The organism is Erwinia sp. MMLR14_017 (assembly GCF_033657285.1).
GTDB lineage: Bacteria > Pseudomonadota > Gammaproteobacteria > Enterobacterales > Enterobacteriaceae > Erwinia.
In genome coordinates, this window is sequence record NZ_JAWVWP010000003.1 from 48,172 (window position 1) to 73,612 (window position 25,441).

Genomic DNA, 25,441 nt, shown 5'->3' on the forward strand with positions numbered 1-25,441 from the left:
TTGGGCATCCACCTGTGTAAGGGGCAGTTATGGCGAAGCCAAAGTATTCGCCTGAACCAGACTTGCTGTAGTCAGTCACTCGTTGTCAGGAAAAAATGGCACAAGGCGTACAACAGCGTTTTTAGGCTTAAAAGAATATTGGTTCGTCGCTGGATCACAGCCTGGTAATTATATGACATTGATGTATTACCTGGAAAAATGACTGCCATTAAGCCGGGTTCCGGCTTGCGGTTGTCCGGACTGCTCTCAGTGAAAAACTTTCGATGCGTGAAGCTGGCGCACGGTTTAAGGGGGCAGTTTAAATAGAGAAAATTATTGTAAGTTAAGGTACTTTTTGTCCTTTCGACTTTAGCTGGCCTCAGGCTACTAACCTTACCAAAAGCCAGCCGGTTGCTTTTCCAGATATAATTGCCAGTCAGATTGATATGCTCCCAGCCTGATCGGAACCAATGCGACAGCAACTGCTCGTTAAACTTTAGTCCCTTGCGTTGATGCAACTCGCAGCAATGGCCTTAGTGAAGCAGTCTGCTGGAGCATGAGTTTCCTTCGCGTCTTTAGCTGCGGTGCGCAGCTTCAGAGGGATTAGCCTTCCACCAGCTGATGAGCCAGGCGATTGTGTTTCTCAACGATCACAGGCACATCTACGGTAGTCACCTTACCGTTATCCACTACCACGCGACCATTGATGATGTTGTAAGCAACCTTACCTGGGTTACAGAACACCAATGCGGAAACCGGATCGTGTTGCGCGCCAGCAAGGCCAACGCCTTCCAGGTTAAACACCGCAATATCCGCCATCATGCCCGGTGCCAGCGCACCAATGTCGTCTCGATTGAGGTTTTTCGCACCGCCAAGGGTGGCGATTTCCAGCGCTTCACGTGCGGTCAACGCTTCCGGGCCGAAACCAACACGTTGCAGCAGCAGAGCCTGACGCACTTCGCCAATCATATCGGAGCTGTCATTAGAGGCAGAGCCGTCCACACCCAGGCCCACGTGCATGCCAGCATCCAGCATATGGCGCACTGGCGCGATACCAGAACCCAGACGCATGTTGGAGCAAGGGCAGTGAGCAACGCCAGTACCGGTGCGGGCAAACAGCTTCATACCGTAATCATCAAGCTTCACGCAGTGCGCATGCCATACGTCGTGACCGACCCACTCCAGATCTTCCACATACTGTGCAGGCGTTTTGTTAAAAGTCTTTTTGCTGTATTCGATATCGCTGACGTTTTCCGCCAGGTGCGTATGCAGGGAAACACCGTGCGCACGGGCGAGTTTCGCGGAATCGCGCATCAGCCCTTCGCTGACCGAGAACGGCGAGCAAGGCGCAACCACGATGCGGATCATCGCGCCGCGTTCAGCGTCGTGGAACTGCTCAATCACGCGCTGAGTATCTTTGAGGATGAACTTCTCATCTTCAACGATAGAGTCCGGCGGCAGGCCTCCCTGCTTTTTGCCCACGCTCATACTGCCGCGACAGGCATGAAAACGCATCCCCATCTCCTGCGCCGCTTCGATACTGTGATCGAGCTTGATGCCGTTCGGGTACACATACTGGTGATCGCTGGAAGTGGTACAGCCTGAAAGCATCAGCTCTGCCATGGCGGTTTTGGTCGCGATTTTCATCATTTCCGGGGTCAGTTTTTCCCAGACAGGATACAGTGCAGTCAGCCAGGTAAAAAGTTCTCCGTCCTGAGCCGCAGGTACTACGCGAGTCAGGCTCTGATACATATGGTGGTGAGTGTTAATCAGGCCTGGAATAACGATATGACCTTTCAGATCGATAACTCTGTCTACCGTTTGCGGCATTTCGCTTTCGGAACCTACGGCAACTATCGTATTGCCTTTGATAAAGACGCAGCCGTTTTTTATTTCGCGCTTGTCTTTATCCATGGTCACGACCATATTTGCGTTTTTCAGCAGCAGCGTCTGACTCTGAGACGGGACAGAACCTGCCGCCTTATCTCCATTAAGGGAATATAACAGTTTCTCTTTTGCTGTTGTCGGTAATGTCGTTAATAACGGGGCCAGGAAAGGTGTCTTAACTAATAAGCGACGTAGCTGATCCGGTTGTTTATCCATCATAACTGCTCCTTGTTTAAATAAACTGACCAACTGATTTTTAATCATACATATCAGATGCAGGTCTGAGTATACCTAATAATCGAAATTGTCTGTCTGAAATATTAACGACGGCAGTTAGTCGTGAGCCAAAACGTTTATTTCTGATTGTCGGTACAGTGCCTGGATGCGACAGACCTGCGAAAGGCTGGGCCAGAAGATACCCCATTGTTGCACTTGAATCAGGTCTGGCAGTACCGGATGGCAAACTATCAGGCAAAGTTAAAGGTACAGGGAGTGACACAAAGTATGTCGCGCAAAGGAAACGGTCTGGATAATGCGGTGATGGAGAACTTATTTAGTACGCAGAAATTGGAATGTTTTTACCTGAGTCAGTTCAGCAGTATCAACGAAATGAAGAAGGCGATAGAGGAATATATCCATAACTACAACAACGAACGGATCGGTCTGAAATTAAAAGGCCTGAGTCCGGTAGAATACCGAACCCAGGCCTTTAAAGTCGCTTAACCTGAATTGCCCAACTTCTGGGAGGCAACCCAGGCGGGGCTTTTTTACCTGCTCAGAACGAATTAATCGTCCAGGAAGCTACGCAGCACTTCAGAGCGGCTTGGATGGCGAAGTTTACGCAGCGCCTTCGCTTCAATCTGACGGATACGCTCACGCGTCACGTCAAACTGTTTGCCTACTTCTTCCAGCGTATGGTCGGTATTCATATCAATACCAAAGCGCATGCGCAGCACTTTCGCTTCACGAGCGGTCAGGCCAGCAAGCACGTCGTGTGTGGCAGAACGCAGGCTCTCAGAGGTAGCAGAGTCCAGCGGCAGCTCCAGCGTGGTGTCTTCGATAAAATCACCCAGATGCGAATCTTCATCATCACCAATCGGCGTCTCCATGGAGATTGGCTCTTTAGCGATTTTCAGCACCTTACGGATCTTATCTTCCGGCATCAGCATGCGCTCGGCCAGCTCTTCCGGTGTCGGCTCACGGCCCATTTCCTGCAGCATCTGACGAGAGATACGGTTGAGCTTGTTAATGGTCTCAATCATATGCACCGGAATACGAATGGTGCGCGCCTGGTCAGCAATGGAACGGGTAATAGCCTGACGGATCCACCAGGTGGCATAAGTTGAGAACTTATAACCACGGCGATATTCAAACTTATCAACCGCTTTCATCAGACCAATGTTACCTTCCTGAATCAAGTCCAGGAACTGCAGGCCACGGTTGGTATACTTTTTGGCGATGGAGATAACCAGACGCAAGTTTGCTTCAACCATCTCTTTCTTCGCACGGCGAGCCTTGGCTTCACCGATAGACATACGACGGTTGATGTCCTTAACCTGCTCAATCGTCAGGCCGGTCTCTTCTTCAATCTGACCGAGCTTCATCAGACTACGCTGCACATCTTCAGCAACATCTTTCAGCTTTTCAGACCAGGGCTTGTTCATCGCCAGAGCCGCTTTAAACCAGGTTTCACTGGTTTCATTGCCGGTGAACAGGGTGATGAAGTTCTTCTTCGGCATCTTACAGATTTCAACACAGAGCTTCATGATCAGGCGTTCTTGCGTACGAACGCGGTCCATCATGGTGCGCATGTTGTTTACCAGGAAGTCGAATTGCTTCGGCACCAGGCGGAACTGTTTGAATACGTCAGAAAGATTCTGAATTTCGGTAACGGCATCGGCGTGACTGCGGCCTTTCGCTTTGATAACGGTACGCGCTTTCTCGTACTGAACACGAAGGTCGTTAAACTTCTCGCGCGCCAGTTCCGGATCAATGCTGTTGTCATCGTCAGCAGTGTCGTCATCTTCTTCATCTTCATCTTCGTCGTCATCGCGCTCTTCTTCAGAAAGCTCAGACCCTACGTGTGTTGCAGTAGGGGCGATATCTGCTTCAGCGTTAGGATCGACAAAGCCGGTGATCATATCAGACAGGCGTGCTTCGCCCGCTTCAACGCGATCGTACTGCTCCAGCAAATAGGTGATCGCTTCCGGATATTCAGCAACGGAACACTGTACCTGGTTGATACCGTCTTCGATGCGTTTAGCGATGTCGATTTCGCCTTCGCGCGTCAGCAGTTCAACGGTACCCATTTCACGCATATACATGCGAACCGGGTCAGTGGTACGGCCGATTTCAGATTCAACGCTGGATAACACTTGAGCAGCCGCTTCGGCAGCATCTTCGTCCGTGTCGCTGCTGTTTTCGTTCAGCATCAGATCGTCGGCATCAGGCGCTTCTTCCACAACCTGTATGCCCATATCGTTGATCATCTGAATGATGTCTTCGATCTGATCGGAGTCGACGATATCTTCCGGCAGATGGTCATTGACCTCGGCATAGGTCAGATAGCCTTGCTCTTTACCACGGGTGACAAGAAGCTTAAGCTGTGACTGCGGGTTTTGCTCCATAAGACGGTATCCACACTTCTGTTAAATTAGATTGGTGTCGGTCAGCTATGCATGATGCCAACAATAACAGTGAGGGCGTTGGATTTTTGCCGCTGCCCATCGAAGCGGCTGCCAGGCTCGACCTGGCGCATATTCGGCACTTAAGCCGCTAGAATTTTTGTTCGACGCTATCTTGCATGCCATTTTGAACGCTGGCAGCGCCCAAAATGACTACGGCGATATACGCTGCTTAAATTTATTAAAGGATATTGATATCAGCTGGTTGAGCCTGGTTTTTTAGCGAATTCCTGGTTTAAATACCAGTATTCACGGCGCTCATTTGCATCCAGCCCATGCGTCCTTTCTCTGGCAATTAAGAATTCTAAGCGCCGTTCCAGCGCCGCGTCATACATGCTGCCCAGCGAATCCTTAAACATGGTTTCCACTTCATCTTCTACAATCATGTGGTTCCATGTGGCCAGAGTTTCAAGGCTCTGGCTAAATTTTGTTCCACGGTATAACTCTAGTAGCTGTCCGGTAGTCAGGCCAGGATGAGCAACGCAAGTGCTCACTAACTCAACAAATAGCGGAAAACCAGGCAGCTCTGACGCCTGCAGCCCTTCAAGTGGCGGAACCATTGCCGCCAGCGACGGATTCTGTATCAGTAACCCAATCAGTATACGCATGGTGGTGCGTTTAAGCTGCGGCTGCTGCGGCGGTTTCGCGTTCTCGCTCTGCTTAGGCATCAGCTTGTCCAGCTGAGTATCATCCAGAATGCCCAACTTGCTGCCCAGCGTCTGCCGCAAATAGATGCGTAACGTTTCGCCGGGAACCTGACTGATCAGCGGCAATGCCAGCGTACTGAGCTGAGCGCGACCATCCGGTGAACGCAAGTCCACCTGCGGCAGCAGCGTATCAAACAGGAAAGCGGAGAGCGGCATAGCCTGCTCCATCCTGGCTTCAAAAGCCTCTTTCCCCTCTTTACGCACCAGCGTATCCGGATCTTCGCCATCCGGCAGGAACATAAAGCGTAGTTGACGACCGTCATTCATGTAAGGCAATGCGGTTTCCAGCGCCCGCCATGCGGCTTCCCGGCCCGCTCTGTCGCCGTCGTAGCAACATATAACGTTATCGGTCGTGCGGAACAGAAGTTGAATATGTTCAGGCGTGGTAGAGGTTCCCAACGACGCAACGGCATAATCGATGCCAAACTGCGCCAGCGCCACCACGTCCATATAGCCTTCTACCACCAGCAGCTTTGCCGGTTCAGGATGCTTTTTTTGCGCTTCATACAGGCCATATAACTGCCGGCCCTTATGAAAAATATCCGTTTCCGGCGAGTTAAGGTATTTCGGCACGCCATCGCCAAGCACGCGACCGCCAAATCCTATCACCCGCCCGCGCTTGTCGTGGATCGGGAACATCACCCGTTCGCGGAAGCGGTCGTAACTGCGGCCCTGGTCATTGGTGACCAGCATACCCGCATCGATCAATGCCTGGCGATCGTCCTGATTGCGACCAAATCGCTTCAGGGCGTTATCCCAGCCTGCGGGCGCGAAGCCAATAGAGAAATGCCTGATAACATCGTCACTCAGACCACGATTAGCGAGGTATTCGCGCGCGCCTGATGCCTGACTCTGAGAAAGCGACTGCTGATAAAACTCGTTCAGGCCGCCCATCAATTGATAGAGACTCTGGCGCTGATGGCGCTCAAGCTGGCTGGGACCAGTGCCGCTTTCATAGGGCACTTCAAGGCCGTAAAGCGTAGCCAGCTCCTCAATGCTCTCCACAAATTCCAGACGATCGTAATTCATCAGGAAGTCGACAGCATTGCCGTGAGCGCCACAGCCGAAGCAGTGGTAAAACTGTTTTTCACCGTTTACGGTGAAAGAGGGGGTTTTTTCGTTATGGAAAGGACAGCACGCGTGATAATTCTTGCCCTGCTTTTTTAACTTTACGCGCGCATCGATAAGATCCACGATGTCCGTGCGTGCCAGCAAGTCATTGATAAATACACGTGGAATTCGTCCAGCCATAAGCCCCGGTTTATCAGCTCATAAACGAGAACAAGCCGCGCATTCCTTCCGGAAAGCACGGCCTTCTTAACTACTTACTTATCTGTATTGCGTGAGGGCGAACCCTCAAAGATTAGTACAGACGAGTACGGCGTGCGTTTTCGCGAGCCAATTTCTTCGCGTGGCGTTTAACAGCAGACGCTTTAGCGCGCTTACGTTCGGTAGTCGGTTTTTCATAAAACTCACGACGACGAACTTCAGCCAGAACGCCTGCTTTCTCGCAAGAACGCTTGAAACGACGCAGTGCTACGTCAAAGGGCTCGTTTTCACGTACTTTAATTACCGGCATGTAACTCTCACCTCGATAAATTCGGTTTTGTTGCTGACGTCGGTGCCAGCTTGTTTCAAAATGGTGCGGAATTTTACTCCAACACAGGCCGCGTTGTAAAGCACCATAGCATAATGTCACCAACAGATGCGCCTGTGCCACTGCCGGTTTTTTTCAGGCGAAGGAGTATACATCAATGCAGGTGCCGGCGCGAAAATATTTTCCCCTGTATTATCAGGTAGTCACGCTTTATGGTGCAAAATTGGCGGCTCCGGTCTGGCCTTCATGCTACACTGCGCGCCGCAAGAATGAGGTAAAAAAGTCATGCGTGTACTCGGAATTGAAACATCCTGCGATGAAACGGGGATCGCCATTTACGATGAGGCGGCCGGTTTACTCGCCAATCAACTTTACAGCCAGGTTAAACTGCACGCCGATTACGGCGGCGTAGTACCGGAACTGGCGTCGCGCGATCACGTGCGCAAAACGGTGCCGCTTATTCAGGCTGCTCTGCAGGAAGCGGGATTACAGGCGCAGGATATTGATGCGGTGGCCTATACCGCAGGGCCGGGCCTGGTCGGTGCATTACTGGTAGGCGCCACTATCGGTCGCTCGCTGGCGTTTGCCTGGAATGTGCCTGCCATCCCGGTACACCATATGGAAGGGCACCTGCTGGCACCGATGCTGGAAGAGAACCCGCCGGACTTTCCTTTTGTGGCGCTGCTGGTTTCTGGCGGCCACACCCAGCTTATCAGCGTAACGGGTATCGGTGAATACAGCCTGCTGGGCGAGTCTGTTGATGACGCGGCTGGAGAGGCGTTCGACAAAACGGCGAAGCTGCTGGGGCTGGATTATCCAGGTGGCCCGCTGCTCTCTAAGATGGCGCAGGCTGGAACAGAAAAGCGTTTCGTCTTCCCGCGTCCGATGACCGACCGTCCGGGACTCGATTTCAGCTTTTCCGGCTTAAAGACATTTGCAGCTAATACCATCCGTGAAAACAGCGATGATGCTCAGACCCGCGCCGATATTGCCCGCGCGTTTGAAGATGCGGTGGTTGATACGCTGGCGATCAAATGCAAACGAGCGTTGGAGCAGACTGGTTTTAAACGACTGGTGATTGCTGGCGGCGTCAGTGCTAACCGGACGTTACGCAGTAAAATGGCTGAGGTAATGAAAGCGCGCGGCGGCGAAGTCTTTTATGCGCGACCTGAGTTTTGCACCGACAACGGTGCGATGATCGCCTATGCCGGGTTGGTTCGCCTGCGGGGCGGTGCTCATGCTGAACTGAGCGTCACGGTGCGCCCACGCTGGCCACTGGCTGAATTGCCAGCGATTTTGCTTAGCCTGTAAACAGAGCTTCATACTAAGCGCCTGATGAATCCTCATCGGGCGTTTTTTTTACGGCATCATCCGCTTGTTTCTGCCTGCGTCGGATTACTCAACCGGCCGTTTTTCTTTCTTCTTCTTCTTCCAGATTTTTGTTTCCTGCCCACGCCATAAACGTTGAATATTGTCATGGTGGCGCAGTAAGACCAGGCAAGAGAGCATCGCAACCGGGAAGGTGAACTGGGGTTTAAACCACCAGACGTAGAAAGGCGCAATCAGGGCGCTGATAATGGCACCCAGCGAGGAGTAGCCGCTCAGCAGCACGGTGAGAAGCCATGTCCCGGTCATTAACCCGGTTAAATCCCAGCCGATAGGCGCAATGGCACCAAAAGCGGTCGCCACGCCTTTGCCTCCCTTGAAATGGAAAAAGAGAGGATAGATGTGGCCCAGGCAGGCGGCAATGGCGATCAGGCCAAGGTAGAGCGGAGAAACGCCATAGTGGTAAGCCAGCCAGACCGGCAGCATGCCTTTAAGAACGTCAAATACCAGCACCAGAACCGCAGGGATTTTTCCGCCAATGCGCAATACGTTGGTGGCGCCAGGGTTTCCTGAGCCATTCAGGCGAGGATCGGGCAATCTGAACAGACGGCAAACCAGGATCGCGCTGGAAATGGAGCCGCACAGATACGCGAAAAGAATCATACCAAGCGCGAATACACTCATAACACCGTTCCATCCCTTAGGGGTCGTTTTGTTCTCATCATCTGTGGATAATACGCATAATCCGCCGGAAGTGGTATCCGGCAACCACAAAAACAGAGACCAGCATCATGGATATCGTATTTATAGAACAACTGTCGGTGATCACTACCATTGGTGTTTACGAATGGGAACAAACGATTCAGCAGAAGCTGGTGTTCGATGTCGAAATGGCCTGGGACAATCGCCAGGCGGCAGCCAGTGATGATGTCAGTGACTGCCTGAGCTATGCCGATGTGGCTGAGGCCATCATTAATCACGTAGCGGGGGGCAAGTTTGCCCTGGTCGAACGGGTGGCTGAAGAGGTCGCCTCGCTTCTGCTGGCGCGTTTCAACTCACCCTGGGTGCGTATAAAGCTCAGCAAGCCAGGCGCAGTGGCGCAGGCGGCTCAGGTTGGCGTTATTATCGAACGCGGGACTAATCCGAAATAAATTCAATGTGATTGCCATCACGACGAAACCAAACCACATTATGCTCTGTCTTAAGGTTGGCCTGATGTTTGTCAGGCACAATTTGGCGGGTGCGTAAAGCAGCCGCCTTTTTACTGGATTTAAAACGGATAGGGGTAGATTTGATGGCAGATATTCATCAGCTATGGGTGGCAGCAATACTTGGCATTGTTGAAGGGTTAACAGAGTTTCTCCCTGTTTCTTCCACCGGGCACATGATCATTGTCGGTCATCTGTTGGGATTTGACGGCGATAAGGCAGAAACGTTTGAAGTGGTTATCCAGCTGGGCTCGATCTTAGCTGTGGTAGTGATGTTCTGGCGTCGCCTGTTCGGTCTGATTGGCATCCATTTTGGCAAAGTCCCGCACGAAGGCACGGGTAAAGGCCACCTTTCACTGATCCATATTCTGCTGGGTATGGTACCGGCTGTGGTGGTTGGTCTGATTTTTCACGACCAAATCAAACAATTATTCAATCCCATCAACGTAATGTATGCGCTGGTTGTCGGCGGTGTACTGCTGCTGGCGGCAGAGTACCTGAAGCCAAAACAGCCGAAAGCGGTAGGCATTGATGACATGACTTATCGTCAGGCATTTATCATCGGTTGCTTCCAGTGTCTGGCGCTGTGGCCGGGCTTCTCCCGCTCTGGCGCCACTATTTCTGGCGGTATGCTGATGGGTGTAAGCCGCTATGCGGCGGCTGAGTTCTCCTTCGTGCTGGCGGTGCCAATGATGATGGGCGCAACGGTACTGGATCTCTATAAAAGCTACGGCTTCCTGACCATGGCCGATTTCCCGATGTTTGCTACAGGTTTCCTGGTGGCCTTTATCGTGGCGCTGATCGCGATTAAAGTCTTCCTGAAGCTGATCCAGCGCATCTCCTTTGTGCCTTTCGCTATCTATCGCTTTATTGTGGCGGCAGTGGTTTACATGATTTTTGTCTGATTAAACGCTTCTTTCCGAAGCCGGCTTCTCTCAGGTCCGGCTTCGGAAATGCCTTAAAGCTGCTGTTGCTTCCAGTGCGACAAGGCGGCAATTCTTCTTCTGGTTAACTCTTCTCTGACCCCCACCCCTTTAAATCCGCCCGCAACCACCTCTTTTGTGGCTACGCCCAAGGCGATTTCAAACGCTTTACGCAAAATATCGCCCTGAGGATAGGCATTACTTTCAAATCCTGTGCGTCCCCGGGCGTCTGCTTCACTGGTCAACGCGATTTGCTCCACGCGGTGCGGCTTTCGCCAGGCATCAATGCGATCAAAGAGCGCGATCAGCGTTTCCGGGCTTTGACGTTCAATGGTGTGCACCACATCGTGAAACTCGGTCACCAGCAGTGCCAAATCACGGATGGCGTTGGGGACGCGAAGACGCTGGCACAGGGCTGCCACTAAAGGCACGCCCGCCGGGCCGTGACCATGATGGCTGGGCCATTTTTCGGGCGGCGTCAGCGCCTTGCCGACATCATGAAACAGCGTGGCAAAGCGGACATCTACCTCCGGGCTGAGCTGGGCGGCAATCGCCAGCGTCATCAGCGTATGGATGCCGGTATCGATTTCAGGATGCCATTTCGCCGGGGCAGGAATGCCGTAAAGATTATCCAGTTCCGGGAAAAGCACGGCCAGCGCGCCGCAGTCCCGCAGCACCTGAAAATAGATCTGAGGATTGCGGGTTTCCAGCGCTTTTTCAGTCTCTTTCCACACGCGTTCCGGCGTCAGCGTGTTCAGCTCACCGCTCTCTGCCATCCAGCGCATTAACGCCTGGGTTTCTTCGGCGACCACAAAGTTGAGGTGGGCAAAACGCGCCGCAAACCTTGCCACGCGTAGCACCCGCAGAGGATCTTCCTGAAAGGCCTGAGAGACATGCCGCAACTGGCGTTGCTGGAGATCGGCACGGCCCTGATAGGGATCGTAAAAATGGCCCTGTTCGTCCTGGGCGATAGCGTTAATGGTCAGGTCGCGGCGCTGTAAATCCTGCTCAAGAGTGACATCTGGCGCAGAGTAGCAGACAAAGCCGGTATAACCGCTGCCGCTTTTCCGCTCCGTCCGGGCGAGAGCATATTCTTCGTGTGTTTCTGGATGCAGGAAGACCGGAAAATCACGGCCCACCTGTTCGTAGCCCAGTCTCTGCATCTCTTCGGGCGAGGCACCCACAACTACCCAATCTTTGTCTTTGACCGGCAGATTTAACAGTGCATCGCGTACCGCGCCACCGACAAGGTAAGTCTTCACTACCGCGCTCCTGATCTGTTTGTTTCATGCATCATACTTGAAGTGTAGAACCATCCCAACGTTGTGCGGCCATCGCTTTCCTGAAGGCATGCCAAAAAGGGCATCAATGGATGCCCTGAAAACGTTGCCAGTCCGGGTCAGTTCATCCAGCGATCTTTCTTTTTACGGCTTGGGATCATGTGCGGCAGTAACAGGCCCAACAGCAGGCCAACACCGGCCACGCCGCCGCCATACATAAACCATTGCATAATGATGGTACGCTGTTTGTCATCCAGCTGAACGTTGGCGGCACTCACTTTTTTCTGCGCTACCACCAGCTGATTTTTCAGCTTTTGGTTTTCCTCTTTCAGGCTGTTAATCGCCCCATCGCTGCCCGCTACTTTCTTCTGCATCTCGGCAGTGCGTTGGTTCCAGCTGCCATCAATATTAGCCAGTTTGTCAGTGAGATCTTTTACCTGCTGCTCAAGTTGCGGCACGCGAGTCCGCAGGCTTGGCTGCTGGCTGAGCTGCGCTTCCGGGATCCAGGTCGTGCGGCCATTGGCATCGCGGATCTGCGCATAATGCGTGCTGTCGTTGGTTTGCAGCAGGTCAACCTGCTCGCCGGCATTCAGGGTGCCAACCAGGCGGAAACTGTCGCTGGGGCCACTACGCACCCAGGTAGAAAGCTCGTCGGAAATATAGCGCTTCTCTTCGGCATGTACGGATGCTGCAACGCTAAAAGTCAGTAAAGTGAGGCCAATAAAATGTATTTTTTTCATTCGATGTCTTGTTTACGTGAATCCTGGACAAAAGTAATGGCACAGTCTGGAGCTGGCTCGCATAAAGCTGAATGAGAACTTTCCTGGTCTCAGGCCCGTGCGAGACGTGGCGCGAAAGCATAATAAAGCCGAGACAGAGATGGCGATTCTGCATTACTCTTCACGTCATATCTGACCGATTTGGCTCGCCGTTTCCTGCTGCTCAGGCGCAATGAAACAGGCAGGGAAATCAGGCCAACACTCCATTTACCGTACCGCTAATCATCTGATCAAGAAAATATGACCATCGAAATCGAAGTAAAGTTCATTGCCACACCGGAAGCCGCCAAAAATCTGCCAGCCCGCCTGGCGGGCTGGCATCATCAGCATACGGCGCCGCTGAAGCTGACCAACATCTATTTTGAAACGGCAGACAGCCAGCTACGCCGTTGGGATATGGGGCTGCGTATCCGGGGGTTTGATGACCGCTACGAAATGACGCTGAAAGCGGCGGGGCAAACTCTGGGCGGCCTGCACCAGCGGCCAGAATATAATGTGGATATTGCAAAGCCAGAACTGGCGCTTGAGCGCCTTCCTGCCGAAATCTGGCCTGAAGGGTGCGATCTTGCGGCGCTTCAGCAGCAGCTTAACCCGCTGTTCAGCACTAACTTTGTTCGTGAAAAGTGGGTGGTTACTTACAAGCAAAGCGAGATAGAGGTTGCTCTCGATCAGGGTGAAGTTTGTGCTGGTGCGTTAAGCGAGCCGCTGTGTGAGCTGGAGCTGGAGCTCTTAAGCGGAGAGAGAGATGACCTGCTGGCCTTCGCGTCGGAGCTTACGGATCTGGGCGGATTACGGTTGGGCAGCCTGAGTAAGGCCGCCAGAGGGTATGCGCTGGCCAAAGGCAATCCAACCCGCGAACTGCGGCCGCTCAGGGTAATGAAAGTCAAACCCAAAGCCACGGTTGAAGAGGGGATGCTGGCTGCCTTTACTCTGGCGCTGAGCCAGTGGCAGTATCATGAAGAGCTGTGGCTGCGCGGCAACAGCGCTGCACAGCATGAAGTTCGCCAGGCGCTTGAAACGCTTCGTCAGACATTTTCGCTGTTTGGTTCGCTGGTTCCCCGCAAAGCGAGCAACGAGCTACGTCACTCTCTGACGGGCCTGGAAGAGGCGCTGTTTGAAGAGCAGGTGCAGGCGGAATCGCTCTGCTTCAGTCCGCTCTCCTTACGTACCCAGTTGGCACTTACTAACTGGATAGTGACCGAGCGCTGGCGTGGGTTTATCGACGCTAAAGCTGATGCCAAACTGCAGGGATCGTTCAAGCGCTTCTCTGACATTATGCTGGGCAGGATTGCCGCCGATTTAAAAGAGACCTTTGCCTCGGTACGGCAGATGAATGAGTATCAGGACAAACTGACGCGCCTGCATCGCCAACTGCTGGCGGCACGCTTGCTGGCAGGCGCTTACGACCCTGCTGCCGTGGAAGCCTGGATGCAAAGCTGGGAACAGCTGGCGCAGGCGATTGCATCGGGGCAGGAAGTCTGGCTGGAGAGCCACAGCCGACAGGCGCTGAAACAGGCGGCTTTCTGGAAAAACGGCACGACTGTCTGATCGTTCGCACGGGTTATGCCGAATAACCGCAGATAAAGCGTTAATCAACGCGTTAACAGGGATTTTTTATGTTGCCACCACCTTTACCCGCTTTGCCCTCTTCACTGGCCCAACTGACCCAACAGCTCAGCCCGGAAATGAGCGCGCTGAGTCAGGCAGAACAGGGCGCTCTGGTTTTCAGTGATTTTATGCTGGAAAACCTGACGCGGCAGCCTGAGTGGTGGCAGCACCTGCAACAACAACCCCCGCAACCTGCGGAGTGGCAACATTATCCGACATGGCTGACGGAAAAGCTGGCAGAGGTGACGGATGAGAATGGGTTGATGCGAACGCTGCGGCTGTTCCGCCGCCATATGCTTACCCGCATAGCCTGGATGCAAACGCTTGCTCTCAGCAGCACAGAAGAGTCCCTGAAACAGCTTAGCGAACTGGCGGAAACGCTGATTGTCGCCGCGCGTGACTGGCTGTGGCTGGCCTGCTGTCGGGAATTGGGTACGCCGATGAATGCCGTCGGGGAGCCGCAGCCTCTGCTGATCCTGGGTATGGGCAAGCTGGGTGGCAGAGAGCTGAACTTCTCCTCGGATATCGATCTGATCTTTACCTGGCCGGAAAACGGCACCACCTCTGGTGGCCGGCGTGAGCTGGATAATGCCCAGTTTTTCACCCGCCTTGGGCAACGCTTAATTAAGGTGCTGGATCAACCCACCGCAGAGGGTTTTGTTTATCGCGTGGATATGCGTCTCCGGCCATTTGGCGAGAGCGGGCCGCTGGTGCTGAGCTTCGCTGCGCTGGAGGATTACTACCAGGAGCAGGGACGCGACTGGGAACGTTATGCCATGGTCAAAGCACGGCTGATGGGCGGCACTGACGATCGCTGGAGCCAGGAGCTGGAGCAGATGCTGCGGCCTTTTATCTATCGCCGCTACATCGATTTCAGCGTTATTCAGTCCCTGCGCAACATGAAGAGTATGATTGCCCGTGAAGTACGGCGGCGTGGCCTGACAGATAATATCAAGCTGGGCGCGGGCGGCATCCGCGAAACAGAATTTATCGTCCAGGTCTTTCAGCTTATTCGTGGTGGTCGTGAACGCTCGCTGCAGCTGCGTTCACTGCTCCCCACGCTCCAGGCGATTGGCGACCTCAACCTGCTGCCGAAAGTACAGGTGGTCCAGCTGGAAGAGACGTACCTTTTCCTGCGCCGTCTGGAAAATTTGCTGCAGAGCATCAGCGATGAACAGACGCAGACGCTGCCTGCTGACGATCTGAACCGCGCCCGGCTTGCGTGGGCGATGGGGGAGGAGAGCTGGATAACGCTGACAGCGAAGCTGGAAAATCATATGGCGGCAGTACGCGCTATTTTTGACGATCTTATTGGTGATGATACGCCAGAGACGGGCGGCAGCGTTGAGGCGGATGAGTATGGCGTGCTCTGGCAGGACCGGCTGGAAGAGGCCGATCTCGTCCCGCTGGTTCCTCACCTTGAAACCAGCGCCAGGCAGCGCCTGCTTCAGGTCATTCAGGATTTTCGTCAGGATGTGGACAAGCGCACCATCGGTCCACGGGGCAGGCAGGCGCTGGATCAGCTGATGCCCCGCCTGCTGAGTGAAGTCTGTCTGCGAGAAGATGCGGCAGTGACACTCAGCAGGCTGACGCCGCTGCTGCTGGGCGTCGTTACCCGCACCACCTATCTCGAACTGCTCACTGAATACCACGGCGCGCTGAAGCATCTGATCCGCCTGTGCGCCGCGTCGCCGATGATAGCCAGCCAGCTGGCACGCTACCCCTTGCTGCTTGATGAACTGCTGGACCCGGCCACGCTTTATCAACCCACGGCAACCGATGCCTATCGTGATGAGCTGCGGCAATATCTGCTGCGTATCCCGGAAGAGGATGAGGAGCAGCAGCTTGAAGCGCTACGCCAGTTTAAACAGGCGCAGCATCTGCGCATTGCCGCTGCGGATATAGCTGAAACGTTGCCGGTGATGAAAGTGAGCGATCACCTGACCTGGCTGGCAGAAGCGATGATTGAGCAGGTGGTACAGCAGGCCTGGCAGATGATGGTGCTACGCTATGGACGGCCTTCTCACCTGACTCACCAGCAGGAGCGCGGTTTTGCCGTGGTGGGTTACGGTAAGCTTGGCGGCTGGGAGTTGGGCTACAGCTCCGATCTGGATCTGGTCTTTCTGCATGACTGCCCGGCGGAGGCGGTCACCGACGGCGAGCGCAGCATTGACGGGCGGCAGTTCTATCTCCGTCTGGCACAGCGCGTTATGCACCTGTTCAGTACGCGAACCTCCTCAGGCATTTTATACGAGGTTGACGCCCGGTTACGCCCTTCCGGTGCCGCCGGGATGCTGGTCAGCACCTTTGACGCCTTCGATGATTATCAGAGAAATGAAGCCTGGACCTGGGAGCATCAGGCGCTGGTGCGGGCGCGGATCGTCTTTGGTGAAACGGCGCTGAGCCAGCGCTTCGACGAGATCCGACGCGGCATTCTTTGCCTGCCGCGGGAAGCAGAGAAGCTGAAAACTGAGGTGCGGGAAATGCGTGAAAAAATGCGCACGCATACAGGTAATAAGCATAAAGGGCGCTGGGATATCAAAGCTGACCAGGGCGGTATTACGGATATTGAATTCATTACGCAATATCTGGTCTTACGCTTTGCTGCCAGCGAAGCAAAACTCACGCGCTGGTCCGATAACGTTCGTATCCTGGCGCTGCTGGCCAGCGATGGCCGTATCAGTGAGCAGGAAGCAGAGGCATTAACCAACGCCTACACCACGCTACGTGATGCGCTACATCATCTGGCTTTACAGGCGCTGCCGGGTCACGTCTCCCCGGAAGCCTTCAGTGAAGAAAAAGCGGTGGTAAACAGCAGCTGGCAACGCTGGTTCGGTGAGTGAGCGCTTACAAGTAAGAACCCGTGAATAAGTGCGCGCCTCAGCCAGCTGGCTGAAGCGCTTAATCTGTCTCTGCACCGGAAAGATGCAGGTAAATGTGCGGGATAGCCAGCTTATGCTATCATCGCGCGCACTATTTTTGACTTCAGCCTGGAGTGTCTGGAATGAAAATTACGCTGCCCGATTTTAACCGTGCAGGTGTTCTGGTTGTTGGCGACGTGATGCTGGATCGCTACTGGTACGGCCCAACCAGCCGCATCTCCCCTGAAGCCCCGGTGCCCGTTGTGAAAGTGGATAACGTTGAGGAACGTCCCGGCGGCGCGGCTAACGTAGCTATGAATATCGCTTCACTGGGCGCGGGTTCCCGCCTGGTGGGGTTAACAGGGATGGATGATGCTGCGCGTGCGCTGGATGCGACCCTGAGCGGCGTCAAGGTTCAGTGCGACTTTGTGGCGGTGGCGACGCATCCTACCATTACCAAGCTGCGTATCCTGTCGCGTAATCAGCAGCTGATCCGCCTGGATTTTGAAGAGGGTTTCGAGGGCGTGGATCCGGAGCCTCTGCATGAGCGCATTCGTCAGGCGCTGCCCACCTCGGGCGCGCTGGTGCTCTCCGATTATGCCAAAGGTGCGCTGGCAACCGTTGAACGCATTATCCAGATTGCCCGTGAAGCGAAGGTACCGGTGCTGGTTGACCCGAAGGGCACCGATTTTGAACGCTATCGCGGTGCCACCATCCTGACGCCCAATCTCTCTGAGTTTGAAGCGGTGGTGGGCAAGTGCAGGGACGAAGCGGAAATTGTTGAACGTGGTATGGCGCTGATGGCGCAATACGATCTTTCGGCGCTGCTGGTCACCCGTTCTGAGAATGGCATGACGCTGCTGCAACCGGGCAAAAAGCCGTTCCATCTGCCCACTCAGGCGCAGGAAGTTTACGATGTGACCGGTGCGGGCGACACGGTAATTGGCGTGCTGGCGGCCGCTCTGGCGGCGGGAAATACGCTGGAAGAGAGCTGTTTCCTTGCTAACGCTGCTGCGGGTGTCGTGGTGGGTAAACTCGGGACATCAACAGTTTCTCCAGTTGAACTGGAAAACGCCATTCGCGCCCGCCCGGAATCTGGCTTTGGCGTGATGGATGAGGCGCAGCTTAAAGAGGCCGTAGCCCTTGCGCGTCGTCGCGGCGAAAAAGTAGTGATGACCAATGGCTGTTTCGACATTCTCCATGCCGGACACGTCTCCTATCTGGCTAACGCCCGCAAGCTGGGCGACAGGCTGATTGTGGCGGTAAACAGCGATGCTTCCACCAAACGCCTTAAAGGAGAAAGCCGTCCGATCAATCCGTTGGTGAACAGAATGATTGTGCTGGGTGCGCTGGAAGCGGTTGACTGGGTGGTGCCTTTTGAAGAGGATACGCCACAACGGGTGATTGCCGATATCCTGCCAGATCTGCTGGTCAAAGGCGGAGACTATAAGCCGGAAGAGATTGCTGGCAGCAAAGAGGTGTGGGCTAACGGCGGCGAGGTTCGGGTACTGAACTTCGAAGATGGCATTTCAACCAGCAATATCATTAAAGCGATTAAGTCGAAGAAGTAGATTCTGACTTCAGTGACCGATAAAAAAAGGGCGATCTGAGATCGCCCTTTTTTACACCTCTGAAGCAACGTATTACTGCTTATCCTGCGTATCGATCGCGTCTGTTGGGGTGACCGGTGAAGCTGGTGTGGCTGAATCCGTTGCGGCTGCGGGAGAAGCCGGAGCCGCAGAAGCGTGTGTTGAAGCCGGGGCAACTGAAGAGGTAGAAACCGGGGCAGCTGAAGAGAGGGGAGCAGCGGCGGATGAGTCTGTTGCCGCAGCACCCCGGCTTTCCAGTTCAGCAATACGCTGTTCCAGCGCGGCAAGTTTTTCACGGGTGCGCAATAACACCTGCGTCTGCACATCAAACTCTTCACGATTCACTAAATCCAGACGAGTCAGCTGTGACTGCAGCGTCTGACGAATTTTTTTCTCAACGTCGCCGCCGAACTCACGGATGCCTTTAGGCATAGACTCGTGCACCTGGCGGGCGAGTTGTTCAATTTTTTTCGGGTCAATCATAGCGGCATCCTGATAGCGGCAAAGTTTCTCTAAGTGTAATGCGATAATCCAAAAGGATAAACCAGAAATCCGTAAAGCGGAAACAGGGCAAACGAATCGCACATTTTGTTCGTTGCCCAGATTTTTTATCGGCGTTATAGTAATCAGGCTTATTCTCAGGGCGGGGCGAAATTCCCCACCGGCGGTAAATCAGCTTTGCTGAAAGCCCGCGAGCGCTTCAGACCTGCCGGTCTGAAGGTCAGCAGACCCGGTGTGACTCCGGGGCCGACGGTTAGAGTCCGGATGGGAGAGAGTAACGTATCTGGCCGGGCCTGCGCCCGCCTCGCCGTTATTTTTTGTCACTGCATGACACTCCTAAGCACGCCCTGATTCTGGTAACTCATACATTTTATAAGGTTTTATTACCATGAATCAGACGCTACTTTCTGAATTTGGCACGCCGCAGCAGCGTGTGGAACGGGCTCTCGCAGCATTACGCGAAGGGCGCGGCGTGATGGTGTTAGACGATGAAGATCGCGAAAACGAAGGCGATATGATCTTCGCCGCAGAGACCATGACCGTTGAGCAGATGGCACTGACCATTCGCCACGGCAGCGGCATCGTTTGCCTTTGCCTGACTGAAGAACGTCGTCGTCAGCTTGAGCTGCCGATGATGGTTGAAAACAATACCAGCTCTTATGGTACCGGCTTTACCGTAACCATTGAAGCGGCTGAAGGCGTGACCACAGGCGTTTCTGCCAGGGATCGTCTTACCACTATCCGCGCAGCTATCGCTGACAATGCTAAACCTTCCGATCTGAACCGTCCGGGTCATGTGTTCCCGCTTCGCGCCCGCGAAGGCGGCGTTCTGACCCGTGGTGGCCATACCGAAGCCACGATCGATCTGGTTACGCTGGCCGGTTTCAAGCCTGCTGGTGTGCTGTGTGAGCTGACCAATGATGATGGTTCGATGGCACACGCGCCGGAAGCTATCGTATTTGCTAAACAGCATGATATGCCGGTAGTAACTATCGAGGATCTGGTCGCTTACCGTCAAAATGACGAGGCGCGTCGGGCAGGTTAACCCACAGAGCATAAAAAAACCGGGCGCTGTTTGCCCGGTTTTTTTTCGTCTCAGCTCAGGCCACTGCTTTGGAGCAGCGTCAGGCTTAATCCCATCACCGACATTCCACACAGGACGCCATAACTGGGGTTGCTGTGTGGATCGATCTCTTTAGCCAGCGGCATAAGTTCATCTACAGAGAGCGCCACCATGATCCCGGCAACGGCAGCCATGATAGCGCCCATGATCACCGGTGAAACCAACGGCCCAAGCAGCCAGAATGCCAGCAACCCTCCGACGATCTCAGCCATGCCGGAAACCCCAGCCCAGAAGATCGCTTTGCTCTTTGAACCCGTAGCGGCATACATCGGTCCGGCCACGGCAACTCCTTCAGGAATATTGTGGATAGCAACGGCTAAAGCGATGCCCAGTCCCATTTCAAGGTCACTGCTGGCGGTAACAAAGGTGGCGACACCTTCCGGAAAATTATGCAGGCTGATCCCAAGCGTAAGCAGAATAGCAGTACGGCGCAGGTTGGCTGGCGGCTGATTCCCTTTCAACAGATCCTGTGGATGCTGATGAGGCAGCAGCCGGTCCAGCGCAAAATAGCCAAGCAGACCCGCCACAAACATGCCGTAGCCCAGGACCGGCGACATCCCTTTGGCGTGCAGTGCCGCAGGTAACATCTCCATCAGCGAGATCAGCAACATGATCCCAGCCGCAAAACCCAGTGCAAAGGCCAGTACCCGGTTTGACGGTTTTTGTCCTACTACACCCAGAAAGGCGCCGATAAAAGTTGCGCCACCGGCGAGTAAAGTCAGTAACAAAGGCACGGACATGGTGACCTCCTGAAAGAATAAATAAAGTATAGCCTTTGCTATACCTTAGCAAAAAATAATCAGCAGGAACGTCAGGAATTGTCTGGGAAGATCATTCAAATTTACTGACGATCTTCGTCACGCTTATCCGGGTTCATCGCCCGATAAAATCGCGTAGTGTAGCGCTCATTAAGCCGACACATTCAGGGGAAATATTATGAGTCAGTCACGTATGCCCGCACTTTTTCTGGGTCATGGCAGCCCCATGAATGTGCTGGAAGAGAATGTTTATACCGAAGCCTGGCGCGAGCTGGGTAAAACATTACCGCGGCCGAAAGCGATTGTGGCGGTATCCGCTCACTGGTATACCCGTGGTACTGCGGTCACCGCGATGGAAAAGCCCCGCACGATCCACGATTTTGGCAATTTTCCCCAGGCGCTGTTTGATACGCACTATCCAGCCCCCGGCTCACCAGATTTAGCCAACGCGGTAGCAGAAGCTCTGGCTCCCTGTGAGGTACGTCTGGATCGGGAGTGGGGTTTCGATCACGGTTCCTGGGGCGTGCTGATCAAAATGTATCCTGAGGCGGATATACCCGTCGTACAGCTCAGCATCGACGGCACCAAACCGCCCGCTTATCATTTTGAACTGGGCCGTAAGCTGGCCGCTTTGCGTGAGCAGGGCATTATGATTGTGGCGAGCGGCAATGTGGTGCATAACCTGCGGATGGTGCGCTGGCAGGGCGAGGCAGAACCTTATGCCTGGGCGACCTCATTTAATGACTATGTGCGCGAAAATCTGACCTGGGAAGGGGAGGCTGAGCAGCATCCGCTGGTGAATTTTATGCGTCATGAGGGCGCCGGGCTATCTAACCCGACACCAGAACACTACCTGCCGTTGCTCTACGTGCTGGGCGCGCGGCTGCCTGGTGAATCCGTTTCTGTTCCCATCGACGGGCTGGTGATGGCCTCACTGAGTATGCTCTCTGTGCAGGTAGGATAGTGTTCGGGTCAGGCGGATAAGGCAGGCCTGGAGAATTTAGAGTCGGGCTGTGAGGCGAAACGGGTGAAAATAGCGCTGCGTTTAAGCAGGCTGAGTCCGGTTGTGGGCCGGACTCAGATAAGGCAGAGAATCATATTCTCCGGGTTCAGACAGGCTCTGCTTCTTTCAGCCGCCCAGGCCCGTTCCTATTCAATAAACGCATGCGGATAGAAGCGGGAAAGATCCTGAGTGATCAACGCGCGATCTTCGCGCAGACCAATACCAGCAGGTTGATCGTCAATCAGCCAGCTGCCAATCAGCGTATAGCTGTCGCCAAATTTAGGCAGCGGATGGAACTGCTGTACAATCATCCCTTCCTCACCATAAGGTCCATCTGCGCGGGCAATTTCCTGCCCCTTATCCATGATGCGGATATTGGCGCCTTCCCGTGAAAACAGAGGCTTAACCACATAGCTCTCCATATGCGGGACTTCATCTTCAGCAAAATAAGCGGGCAGAAGATTAGGGTGGCCAGGGAACATTTTCCATAACATCGGCAGCAGCGCTTTATTCGAGATAATACTTTTCCATGCCGGTTCCAGCCAGCGAACGCCTGCGTCTTCCAGCTTGGTTGAGAAGACCTCTCGCAGCATGAATTCCCACGGATAGAGCTTGAACAGATTGCTGATAACCTGATCCTGTACGTCGGTAAACTCGCCTTTTTCGCCTAAACCAATCTCATCAATAAAGAGAAATTCGCCCGGCAATCCGGCTTCCGTCGCACAATCCTGCAGATATTGCACCGTACCGCGATCTTCATCAGTATCGCGACAGCAGGCAAAGTGCAGCAGGCCAAAGCCATGCTGCTGATGCAACGCCGCAAAGCGCTCAATCAGCTTCTCCTGCAAGCTGTTGAACTGATCGCTGCCTGGCGCAAGGTTACCTGCGGCGAGCTGATCTTCCAGCCAAATCCACTGGAAAAAAGCGGCTTCATACAGGGAAGTTGGCGTGTCCGCATTATTCTCCAGCAGCTTGGCGTCGGTCTGACCATCCCAGGCGAGATCGAGGCGGGAATAAAGCGACGGCTGAGTGGTCTTCCATGAGGCGCGAACAAAATCCCAGGTGTGTTTAGGAATGCGAAATTTGGCGAGCAGCTCTTCGCTGTTCACCACTTTGTCGACCACCTGTAAACACATCTGGTGCAGCTCGCTGGTCACCTCTTCCAGCTTCTCAACCTGCTGAAGCGTAAACTGGTAATAAGCGTCTTCACACCAGTAGGGCTCGCCGTGCATGGTATGAAAACGAAAACCGTACTCAGTGGCTTTCTCACGCCAGTTGGGGCGCTCAGCAATGGCAATACGCTTCATAACCCTTAGCCCCCGTAAGAGCGGCTGGAGCCGGAAGCGGCGCTGCTACGCTGCATAGAGGTCTGTTTTGCTACGCTTTCGCCAAAGCCACCACGGGTAACGGTGCTGGTCGTCGCTGGTTTTGGCGCCAGTGCGGTTTTCGGAACCGTCATGGTACGGCCAGGTGTGGCCGTGCCAAAGCTTTTGCCGCTGGCATCAACAAACTTACCGTTAGCCGGGCTGTTTGGCGCGCGTGAAGTAAACAGCGGTTGCTGAGCACCCATGCCGCCACCCATCATGCGGCCCATCATATAGCCAGCCATTAATGGCATCCAGAAGCTGCCGCTTTGCTGAGATTCTGCGTTAGTCGTCCCGACACCCGCCTGAGCTGGTGCCTGCTGGCACTGGCCTTCTCCGAATTCTGCCACGCAATCCTCGCGGGTTGCGTATTTCGGTGCGGTTTTCTCTGCTTCTTTTTTGGCGTTATTAAAAGCGGTCGTACACTGTTCGCTCTTGCCCGGGTTGGCGCTGGAGCAGTCGTCCGCATTTTGATACATGGTGACGGTTTCATCCGATTGTTCACAACCGGCAAGCATAAATACCGCAGTAACCGCTAAGGCGACCGGGGTTAAGTGTCGTGCGCTCCAGCTTTTGCGAAAGGAGGCATGATTAATTTGTTTAGTCCGTTTCATCACGTTCTGTCCTGTGCCCAAAGGTAATGGACAGAATAGGGTAATAGCGGTGGAAAATGAAGCGACGGGGGCAGTTGGGAGGGGGATCTTTACTTAGCTATACGTTTGATTGTGTAGGGGCAGCTGATGCTGCCCCTCAGACATTACTTAGCGAAAGGATTACGGTTGCTATTGGCCGGTGCGGTGTTTTGTGCCGCAGGGGTAGTACGTGGAGCAGCATCACCATTATTAGCAGAGGCGTTTTGCTCAGGCGTTTCCGGCGCTACTGCTTCAGGCGAGGTAGAAATATCTTTGCCCAAACGCGCATTCAACGCCAGCAGATCCTGTTCATTGAGCGTACCCAGCGCAGACTTGATGTTCAGCTCATTGATCATGTAGCTGTAACGCGCATCAGAAAGCTGCTGCTTGGCGCTGTACAGGGTAGAGGTAGCATCCAGCACATCAACAATCGTGCGGGTACCAACCTGATAGCCAGCCTCCATCGCATCCAGTGAGCTCTGTGCAGAGACCACGGCCTGACGGTAAGCTTCGATGCTGCTGATAGAGGCATTCACGTTATTGAACGAGGAGCGTACGGTCTGTACGGCTGAACGGTGCGCGCTCTCTAACTGCTCGCTGGCAGAAACGTAAGAATATTGCGCCTGTTTGACCTGAGAAGTGACCGCGCCGCCGTTGTACAGCGGCAGGGTGAAGCTCAGACCAACCTGGTTAGACCCGGTAATGCTGTCTGCGGTAGATGACGTCTGGTTTGCCCGGCTACCGCCATATTTGCTGTTTGAGAGACCGGTAGAGGCGGTCAGGTCCAGCGTTGGCATATGGCCGGTTTCCGCATAGCGGATCTGCTCACGAGCTAAATCCTGCGATAAACGCGCAGACAAGACGTTGAGGTTGCGGCTCTCTGCCTCTTTCAGCAAGGCGTTAACCGGCTGAGGTTTTTCCGTTTTGAAACGTTCAACGTTCAGCGAGGCGAGACTTGGGTAATAATTACCGGTGACCTGGCGCAGAGTCTCTACGTTATTATCCAGGTTATTACGGGCAGTCACTTCGTTAGCCAGCACGCTGTCATACTGTGCGCGGGCGTTCTGCACGTCGGTGATGGCGACCAGGCCCACATTGAAACGTTGCGTTGTCTGGTCTAACTGGCGATAGATCGACTGTTTCTGCGCTTCAGTGTAAGAGAGCGTATCAATGGCGTTCAGCACATTGAAATAGGCGGTAGCAGTGTTAAGGATCAACGTCTGCTGCGCGCTCTGATAGGAGACGTCCTGTATACCAGCCGTTTTCTCCTGAAGCGTCAGCGCGCGCCATTTTGACATATCAAAAATGGTCTGGGTCAGTTGAAGAGAACCGCTGGTGGTGTTGGAATGCAGGCCGCTACTGTCGCGATAACCATTGTTATAGGTATAATCAGCACCCAGGCCTAACTGCGGCAGCAACGGGCTGCGGGATTCGTTAATTTTCTCAAATGCCGCATCACGATCGGCCGCAGAGCTGCGCAGATCGGGGTTAGACAGACGAGCCTGTTGATAAACCTGCAACAGGTTTTCAGCCTGACTGGCGACGCTAAAGCTGCCCAGGCTCAGACCAATAAGTAAAGGGAGCAGTTTGTTCATTTGCATTCCTTGTAGTGCAGCAAAATTGCTATGGTAG

General features: G+C 53.9%; 20 protein-coding genes, 1 pseudogene and 1 riboswitch. Of the genes and pseudogenes, 9 read left to right on the plus strand and 12 right to left on the minus strand.

The window, feature by feature from the left end:
• Positions 1–582: 582 nt before the first annotated feature.
• A complete protein-coding gene (locus SD961_RS05750; RefSeq protein WP_318789440.1) occupies positions 583–2,085 on the minus strand; it encodes an 8-oxoguanine deaminase in 1,503 nt (500 codons plus the stop codon).
• Between the two features lie 195 nt (positions 2,086–2,280).
• Between SD961_RS05750 and SD961_RS05755 the strand changes: the two are divergent.
• Positions 2,281–2,589, plus strand: a pseudogene (locus SD961_RS05755) (transposase); the annotation flags it as partial.
• Positions 2,590–2,651: 62 nt separating this feature from the next.
• Here SD961_RS05755 and rpoD read toward each other — a convergent pair.
• From rpoD to rpsU, 3 genes are all read right to left on the minus strand, one after another.
• Positions 2,652–4,493, minus strand: a complete 1,842-nt coding sequence (rpoD, locus tag SD961_RS05760; RefSeq protein ID WP_318789441.1) for an RNA polymerase sigma factor RpoD — start codon at positions 4,491–4,493, stop codon at positions 2,652–2,654.
• A 254-nt stretch (positions 4,494–4,747) separates the two neighbouring features.
• Entirely contained in the window at positions 4,748–6,508 is a 1,761-nt protein-coding gene (dnaG, locus tag SD961_RS05765; RefSeq protein WP_318789442.1) for a DNA primase, read from the minus strand.
• Positions 6,509–6,620: 112 nt separating this feature from the next.
• A complete protein-coding gene (rpsU, locus tag SD961_RS05770; RefSeq protein WP_001144069.1) occupies positions 6,621–6,836 on the minus strand; it encodes a 30S ribosomal protein S21 in 216 nt (71 codons plus the stop codon).
• A gap of 303 nt (positions 6,837–7,139) precedes the next feature.
• Here rpsU and tsaD point away from each other — a divergent pair, with 303 nt between their 5' ends.
• A complete protein-coding gene (gene tsaD / locus SD961_RS05775; RefSeq protein WP_318789443.1) occupies positions 7,140–8,165 on the plus strand; it encodes a tRNA (adenosine(37)-N6)-threonylcarbamoyltransferase complex transferase subunit TsaD in 1,026 nt (341 codons plus the stop codon).
• A gap of 84 nt (positions 8,166–8,249) precedes the next feature.
• Here the strand turns inward: tsaD and plsY are convergent, their stop codons facing one another.
• On the minus strand, positions 8,250–8,864 hold the full coding sequence (plsY, locus tag SD961_RS05780) for a glycerol-3-phosphate 1-O-acyltransferase PlsY (RefSeq protein WP_318789444.1): 615 nt from the start codon (positions 8,862–8,864) through the stop codon (positions 8,250–8,252).
• A gap of 107 nt (positions 8,865–8,971) precedes the next feature.
• On the opposite strand from plsY, the gene folB reads away from it, so the two are divergent.
• Together folB and bacA are read left to right on the plus strand one after the other, a co-directional pair.
• The gene (gene folB / locus SD961_RS05785) at positions 8,972–9,331 is read left to right on the plus strand and encodes a bifunctional dihydroneopterin aldolase/7,8-dihydroneopterin epimerase (protein WP_318789445.1); all 360 of its coding nucleotides are present in this window, start codon (positions 8,972–8,974) and stop codon (positions 9,329–9,331) included.
• 143 nt (positions 9,332–9,474) lie between these two features.
• A complete protein-coding gene (gene bacA / locus SD961_RS05790) occupies positions 9,475–10,293 on the plus strand; it encodes an undecaprenyl-diphosphate phosphatase (protein WP_318789763.1) in 819 nt (272 codons plus the stop codon).
• Positions 10,294–10,346: 53 nt separating this feature from the next.
• On the opposite strand, the gene SD961_RS05795 is transcribed toward bacA, so the two are convergent.
• A complete protein-coding gene (locus SD961_RS05795) occupies positions 10,347–11,573 on the minus strand; it encodes a multifunctional CCA addition/repair protein (RefSeq protein ID WP_318789446.1) in 1,227 nt (408 codons plus the stop codon).
• A gap of 137 nt (positions 11,574–11,710) precedes the next feature.
• A complete protein-coding gene (locus SD961_RS05800; protein ID WP_318789447.1) occupies positions 11,711–12,331 on the minus strand; it encodes a TIGR04211 family SH3 domain-containing protein in 621 nt (206 codons plus the stop codon).
• A 279-nt stretch (positions 12,332–12,610) separates the two neighbouring features.
• Here SD961_RS05800 and SD961_RS05805 point away from each other — a divergent pair, with 279 nt between their 5' ends.
• The 3 genes from SD961_RS05805 to hldE all read left to right on the plus strand — a co-directional run bounded on the left by SD961_RS05805 (position 12,611) and on the right by hldE (position 18,410).
• Positions 12,611–13,918, plus strand: coding sequence for an inorganic triphosphatase (locus SD961_RS05805; RefSeq protein ID WP_318789448.1), 1,308 nt, complete (start codon positions 12,611–12,613; stop codon positions 13,916–13,918).
• A gap of 68 nt (positions 13,919–13,986) precedes the next feature.
• Positions 13,987–16,821, plus strand: a complete 2,835-nt coding sequence (glnE, locus tag SD961_RS05810) for a bifunctional [glutamate--ammonia ligase]-adenylyl-L-tyrosine phosphorylase/[glutamate--ammonia-ligase] adenylyltransferase (RefSeq protein WP_318789450.1) — start codon at positions 13,987–13,989, stop codon at positions 16,819–16,821.
• 161 nt (positions 16,822–16,982) lie between these two features.
• Entirely contained in the window at positions 16,983–18,410 is a 1,428-nt protein-coding gene (gene hldE, locus SD961_RS05815) for a bifunctional D-glycero-beta-D-manno-heptose-7-phosphate kinase/D-glycero-beta-D-manno-heptose 1-phosphate adenylyltransferase HldE (protein ID WP_318789451.1), read from the plus strand.
• Positions 18,411–18,482: 72 nt separating this feature from the next.
• Here the strand turns inward: hldE and ubiK are convergent, their stop codons facing one another.
• On the minus strand, positions 18,483–18,911 hold the full coding sequence (gene ubiK, locus SD961_RS05820; RefSeq protein ID WP_318789452.1) for a ubiquinone biosynthesis accessory factor UbiK: 429 nt from the start codon (positions 18,909–18,911) through the stop codon (positions 18,483–18,485).
• A 147-nt stretch (positions 18,912–19,058) separates the two neighbouring features.
• A riboswitch (FMN riboswitch) is annotated at positions 19,059–19,209 on the plus strand.
• Positions 19,210–19,317: 108 nt separating this feature from the next.
• On the opposite strand from ubiK, the gene ribB reads away from it, so the two are divergent.
• Complete coding sequence (ribB, locus tag SD961_RS05825) at positions 19,318–19,974, plus strand: 3,4-dihydroxy-2-butanone-4-phosphate synthase (protein WP_318789453.1); 657 nt, start codon at positions 19,318–19,320, stop codon at positions 19,972–19,974.
• A 50-nt stretch (positions 19,975–20,024) separates the two neighbouring features.
• Here ribB and zupT read toward each other — a convergent pair whose 3' ends face one another.
• Complete coding sequence (zupT, locus tag SD961_RS05830; RefSeq protein ID WP_318789454.1) at positions 20,025–20,792, minus strand: zinc transporter ZupT; 768 nt, start codon at positions 20,790–20,792, stop codon at positions 20,025–20,027.
• 196 nt (positions 20,793–20,988) lie between these two features.
• Between zupT and ygiD the strand changes: the two genes are divergently transcribed.
• Complete coding sequence (gene ygiD / locus SD961_RS05835) at positions 20,989–21,774, plus strand: 4,5-DOPA dioxygenase extradiol (RefSeq protein ID WP_318789455.1); 786 nt, start codon at positions 20,989–20,991, stop codon at positions 21,772–21,774.
• 185 nt (positions 21,775–21,959) lie between these two features.
• On the opposite strand, the gene SD961_RS05840 is transcribed toward ygiD, so the two are convergent.
• From SD961_RS05840 to tolC, 3 genes are all read right to left on the minus strand, one after another.
• A complete protein-coding gene (locus tag SD961_RS05840) occupies positions 21,960–23,120 on the minus strand; it encodes a glutathionylspermidine synthase family protein (protein WP_318789456.1) in 1,161 nt (386 codons plus the stop codon).
• Between the two features lie 5 nt (positions 23,121–23,125).
• Entirely contained in the window at positions 23,126–23,791 is a 666-nt protein-coding gene (locus SD961_RS05845) for a DUF1190 family protein (RefSeq protein WP_318789457.1), read from the minus strand.
• A 143-nt stretch (positions 23,792–23,934) separates the two neighbouring features.
• The gene (tolC, locus tag SD961_RS05850; protein WP_318789458.1) at positions 23,935–25,404 is read right to left on the minus strand and encodes an outer membrane channel protein TolC; all 1,470 of its coding nucleotides are present in this window, start codon (positions 25,402–25,404) and stop codon (positions 23,935–23,937) included.
• Positions 25,405–25,441 lie beyond the last annotated feature (37 nt).

Excerpts from the sequence above, each read along its gene's own strand:
- SD961_RS05750 (WP_318789440.1), bottom strand. The coding sequence starts at position 2,085 with ATGATGGATAAACAACCGGATCAGCTACGTCGCTTATTAGTTAAGACA.
- rpoD (WP_318789441.1), bottom strand. The coding sequence starts at position 4,493 with ATGGAGCAAAACCCGCAGTCACAGCTTAAGCTTCTTGTCACCCGTGGT.
- dnaG (WP_318789442.1), bottom strand. The coding sequence starts at position 6,508 with ATGGCTGGACGAATTCCACGTGTATTTATCAATGACTTGCTGGCACGC.
- rpsU (WP_001144069.1), bottom strand. The coding sequence starts at position 6,836 with ATGCCGGTAATTAAAGTACGTGAAAACGAGCCCTTTGACGTAGCACTG.
- tsaD (WP_318789443.1), top strand. The coding sequence starts at position 7,140 with ATGCGTGTACTCGGAATTGAAACATCCTGCGATGAAACGGGGATCGCC.
- plsY (WP_318789444.1), bottom strand. The coding sequence starts at position 8,864 with ATGAGTGTATTCGCGCTTGGTATGATTCTTTTCGCGTATCTGTGCGGC.
- folB (WP_318789445.1), top strand. The coding sequence starts at position 8,972 with ATGGATATCGTATTTATAGAACAACTGTCGGTGATCACTACCATTGGT.
- bacA (WP_318789763.1), top strand. The coding sequence starts at position 9,475 with ATGGCAGATATTCATCAGCTATGGGTGGCAGCAATACTTGGCATTGTT.
- SD961_RS05800 (WP_318789447.1), bottom strand. The coding sequence starts at position 12,331 with ATGAAAAAAATACATTTTATTGGCCTCACTTTACTGACTTTTAGCGTT.
- SD961_RS05805 (WP_318789448.1), top strand. The coding sequence starts at position 12,611 with ATGACCATCGAAATCGAAGTAAAGTTCATTGCCACACCGGAAGCCGCC.
- glnE (WP_318789450.1), top strand. The coding sequence starts at position 13,987 with ATGTTGCCACCACCTTTACCCGCTTTGCCCTCTTCACTGGCCCAACTG.
- hldE (WP_318789451.1), top strand. The coding sequence starts at position 16,983 with ATGAAAATTACGCTGCCCGATTTTAACCGTGCAGGTGTTCTGGTTGTT.
- ubiK (WP_318789452.1), bottom strand. The coding sequence starts at position 18,911 with ATGATTGACCCGAAAAAAATTGAACAACTCGCCCGCCAGGTGCACGAG.
- ribB (WP_318789453.1), top strand. The coding sequence starts at position 19,318 with ATGAATCAGACGCTACTTTCTGAATTTGGCACGCCGCAGCAGCGTGTG.
- zupT (WP_318789454.1), bottom strand. The coding sequence starts at position 20,792 with ATGTCCGTGCCTTTGTTACTGACTTTACTCGCCGGTGGCGCAACTTTT.
- ygiD (WP_318789455.1), top strand. The coding sequence starts at position 20,989 with ATGAGTCAGTCACGTATGCCCGCACTTTTTCTGGGTCATGGCAGCCCC.
- SD961_RS05840 (WP_318789456.1), bottom strand. The coding sequence starts at position 23,120 with ATGAAGCGTATTGCCATTGCTGAGCGCCCCAACTGGCGTGAGAAAGCC.
- SD961_RS05845 (WP_318789457.1), bottom strand. The coding sequence starts at position 23,791 with ATGAAACGGACTAAACAAATTAATCATGCCTCCTTTCGCAAAAGCTGG.
- tolC (WP_318789458.1), bottom strand. The coding sequence starts at position 25,404 with ATGAACAAACTGCTCCCTTTACTTATTGGTCTGAGCCTGGGCAGCTTT.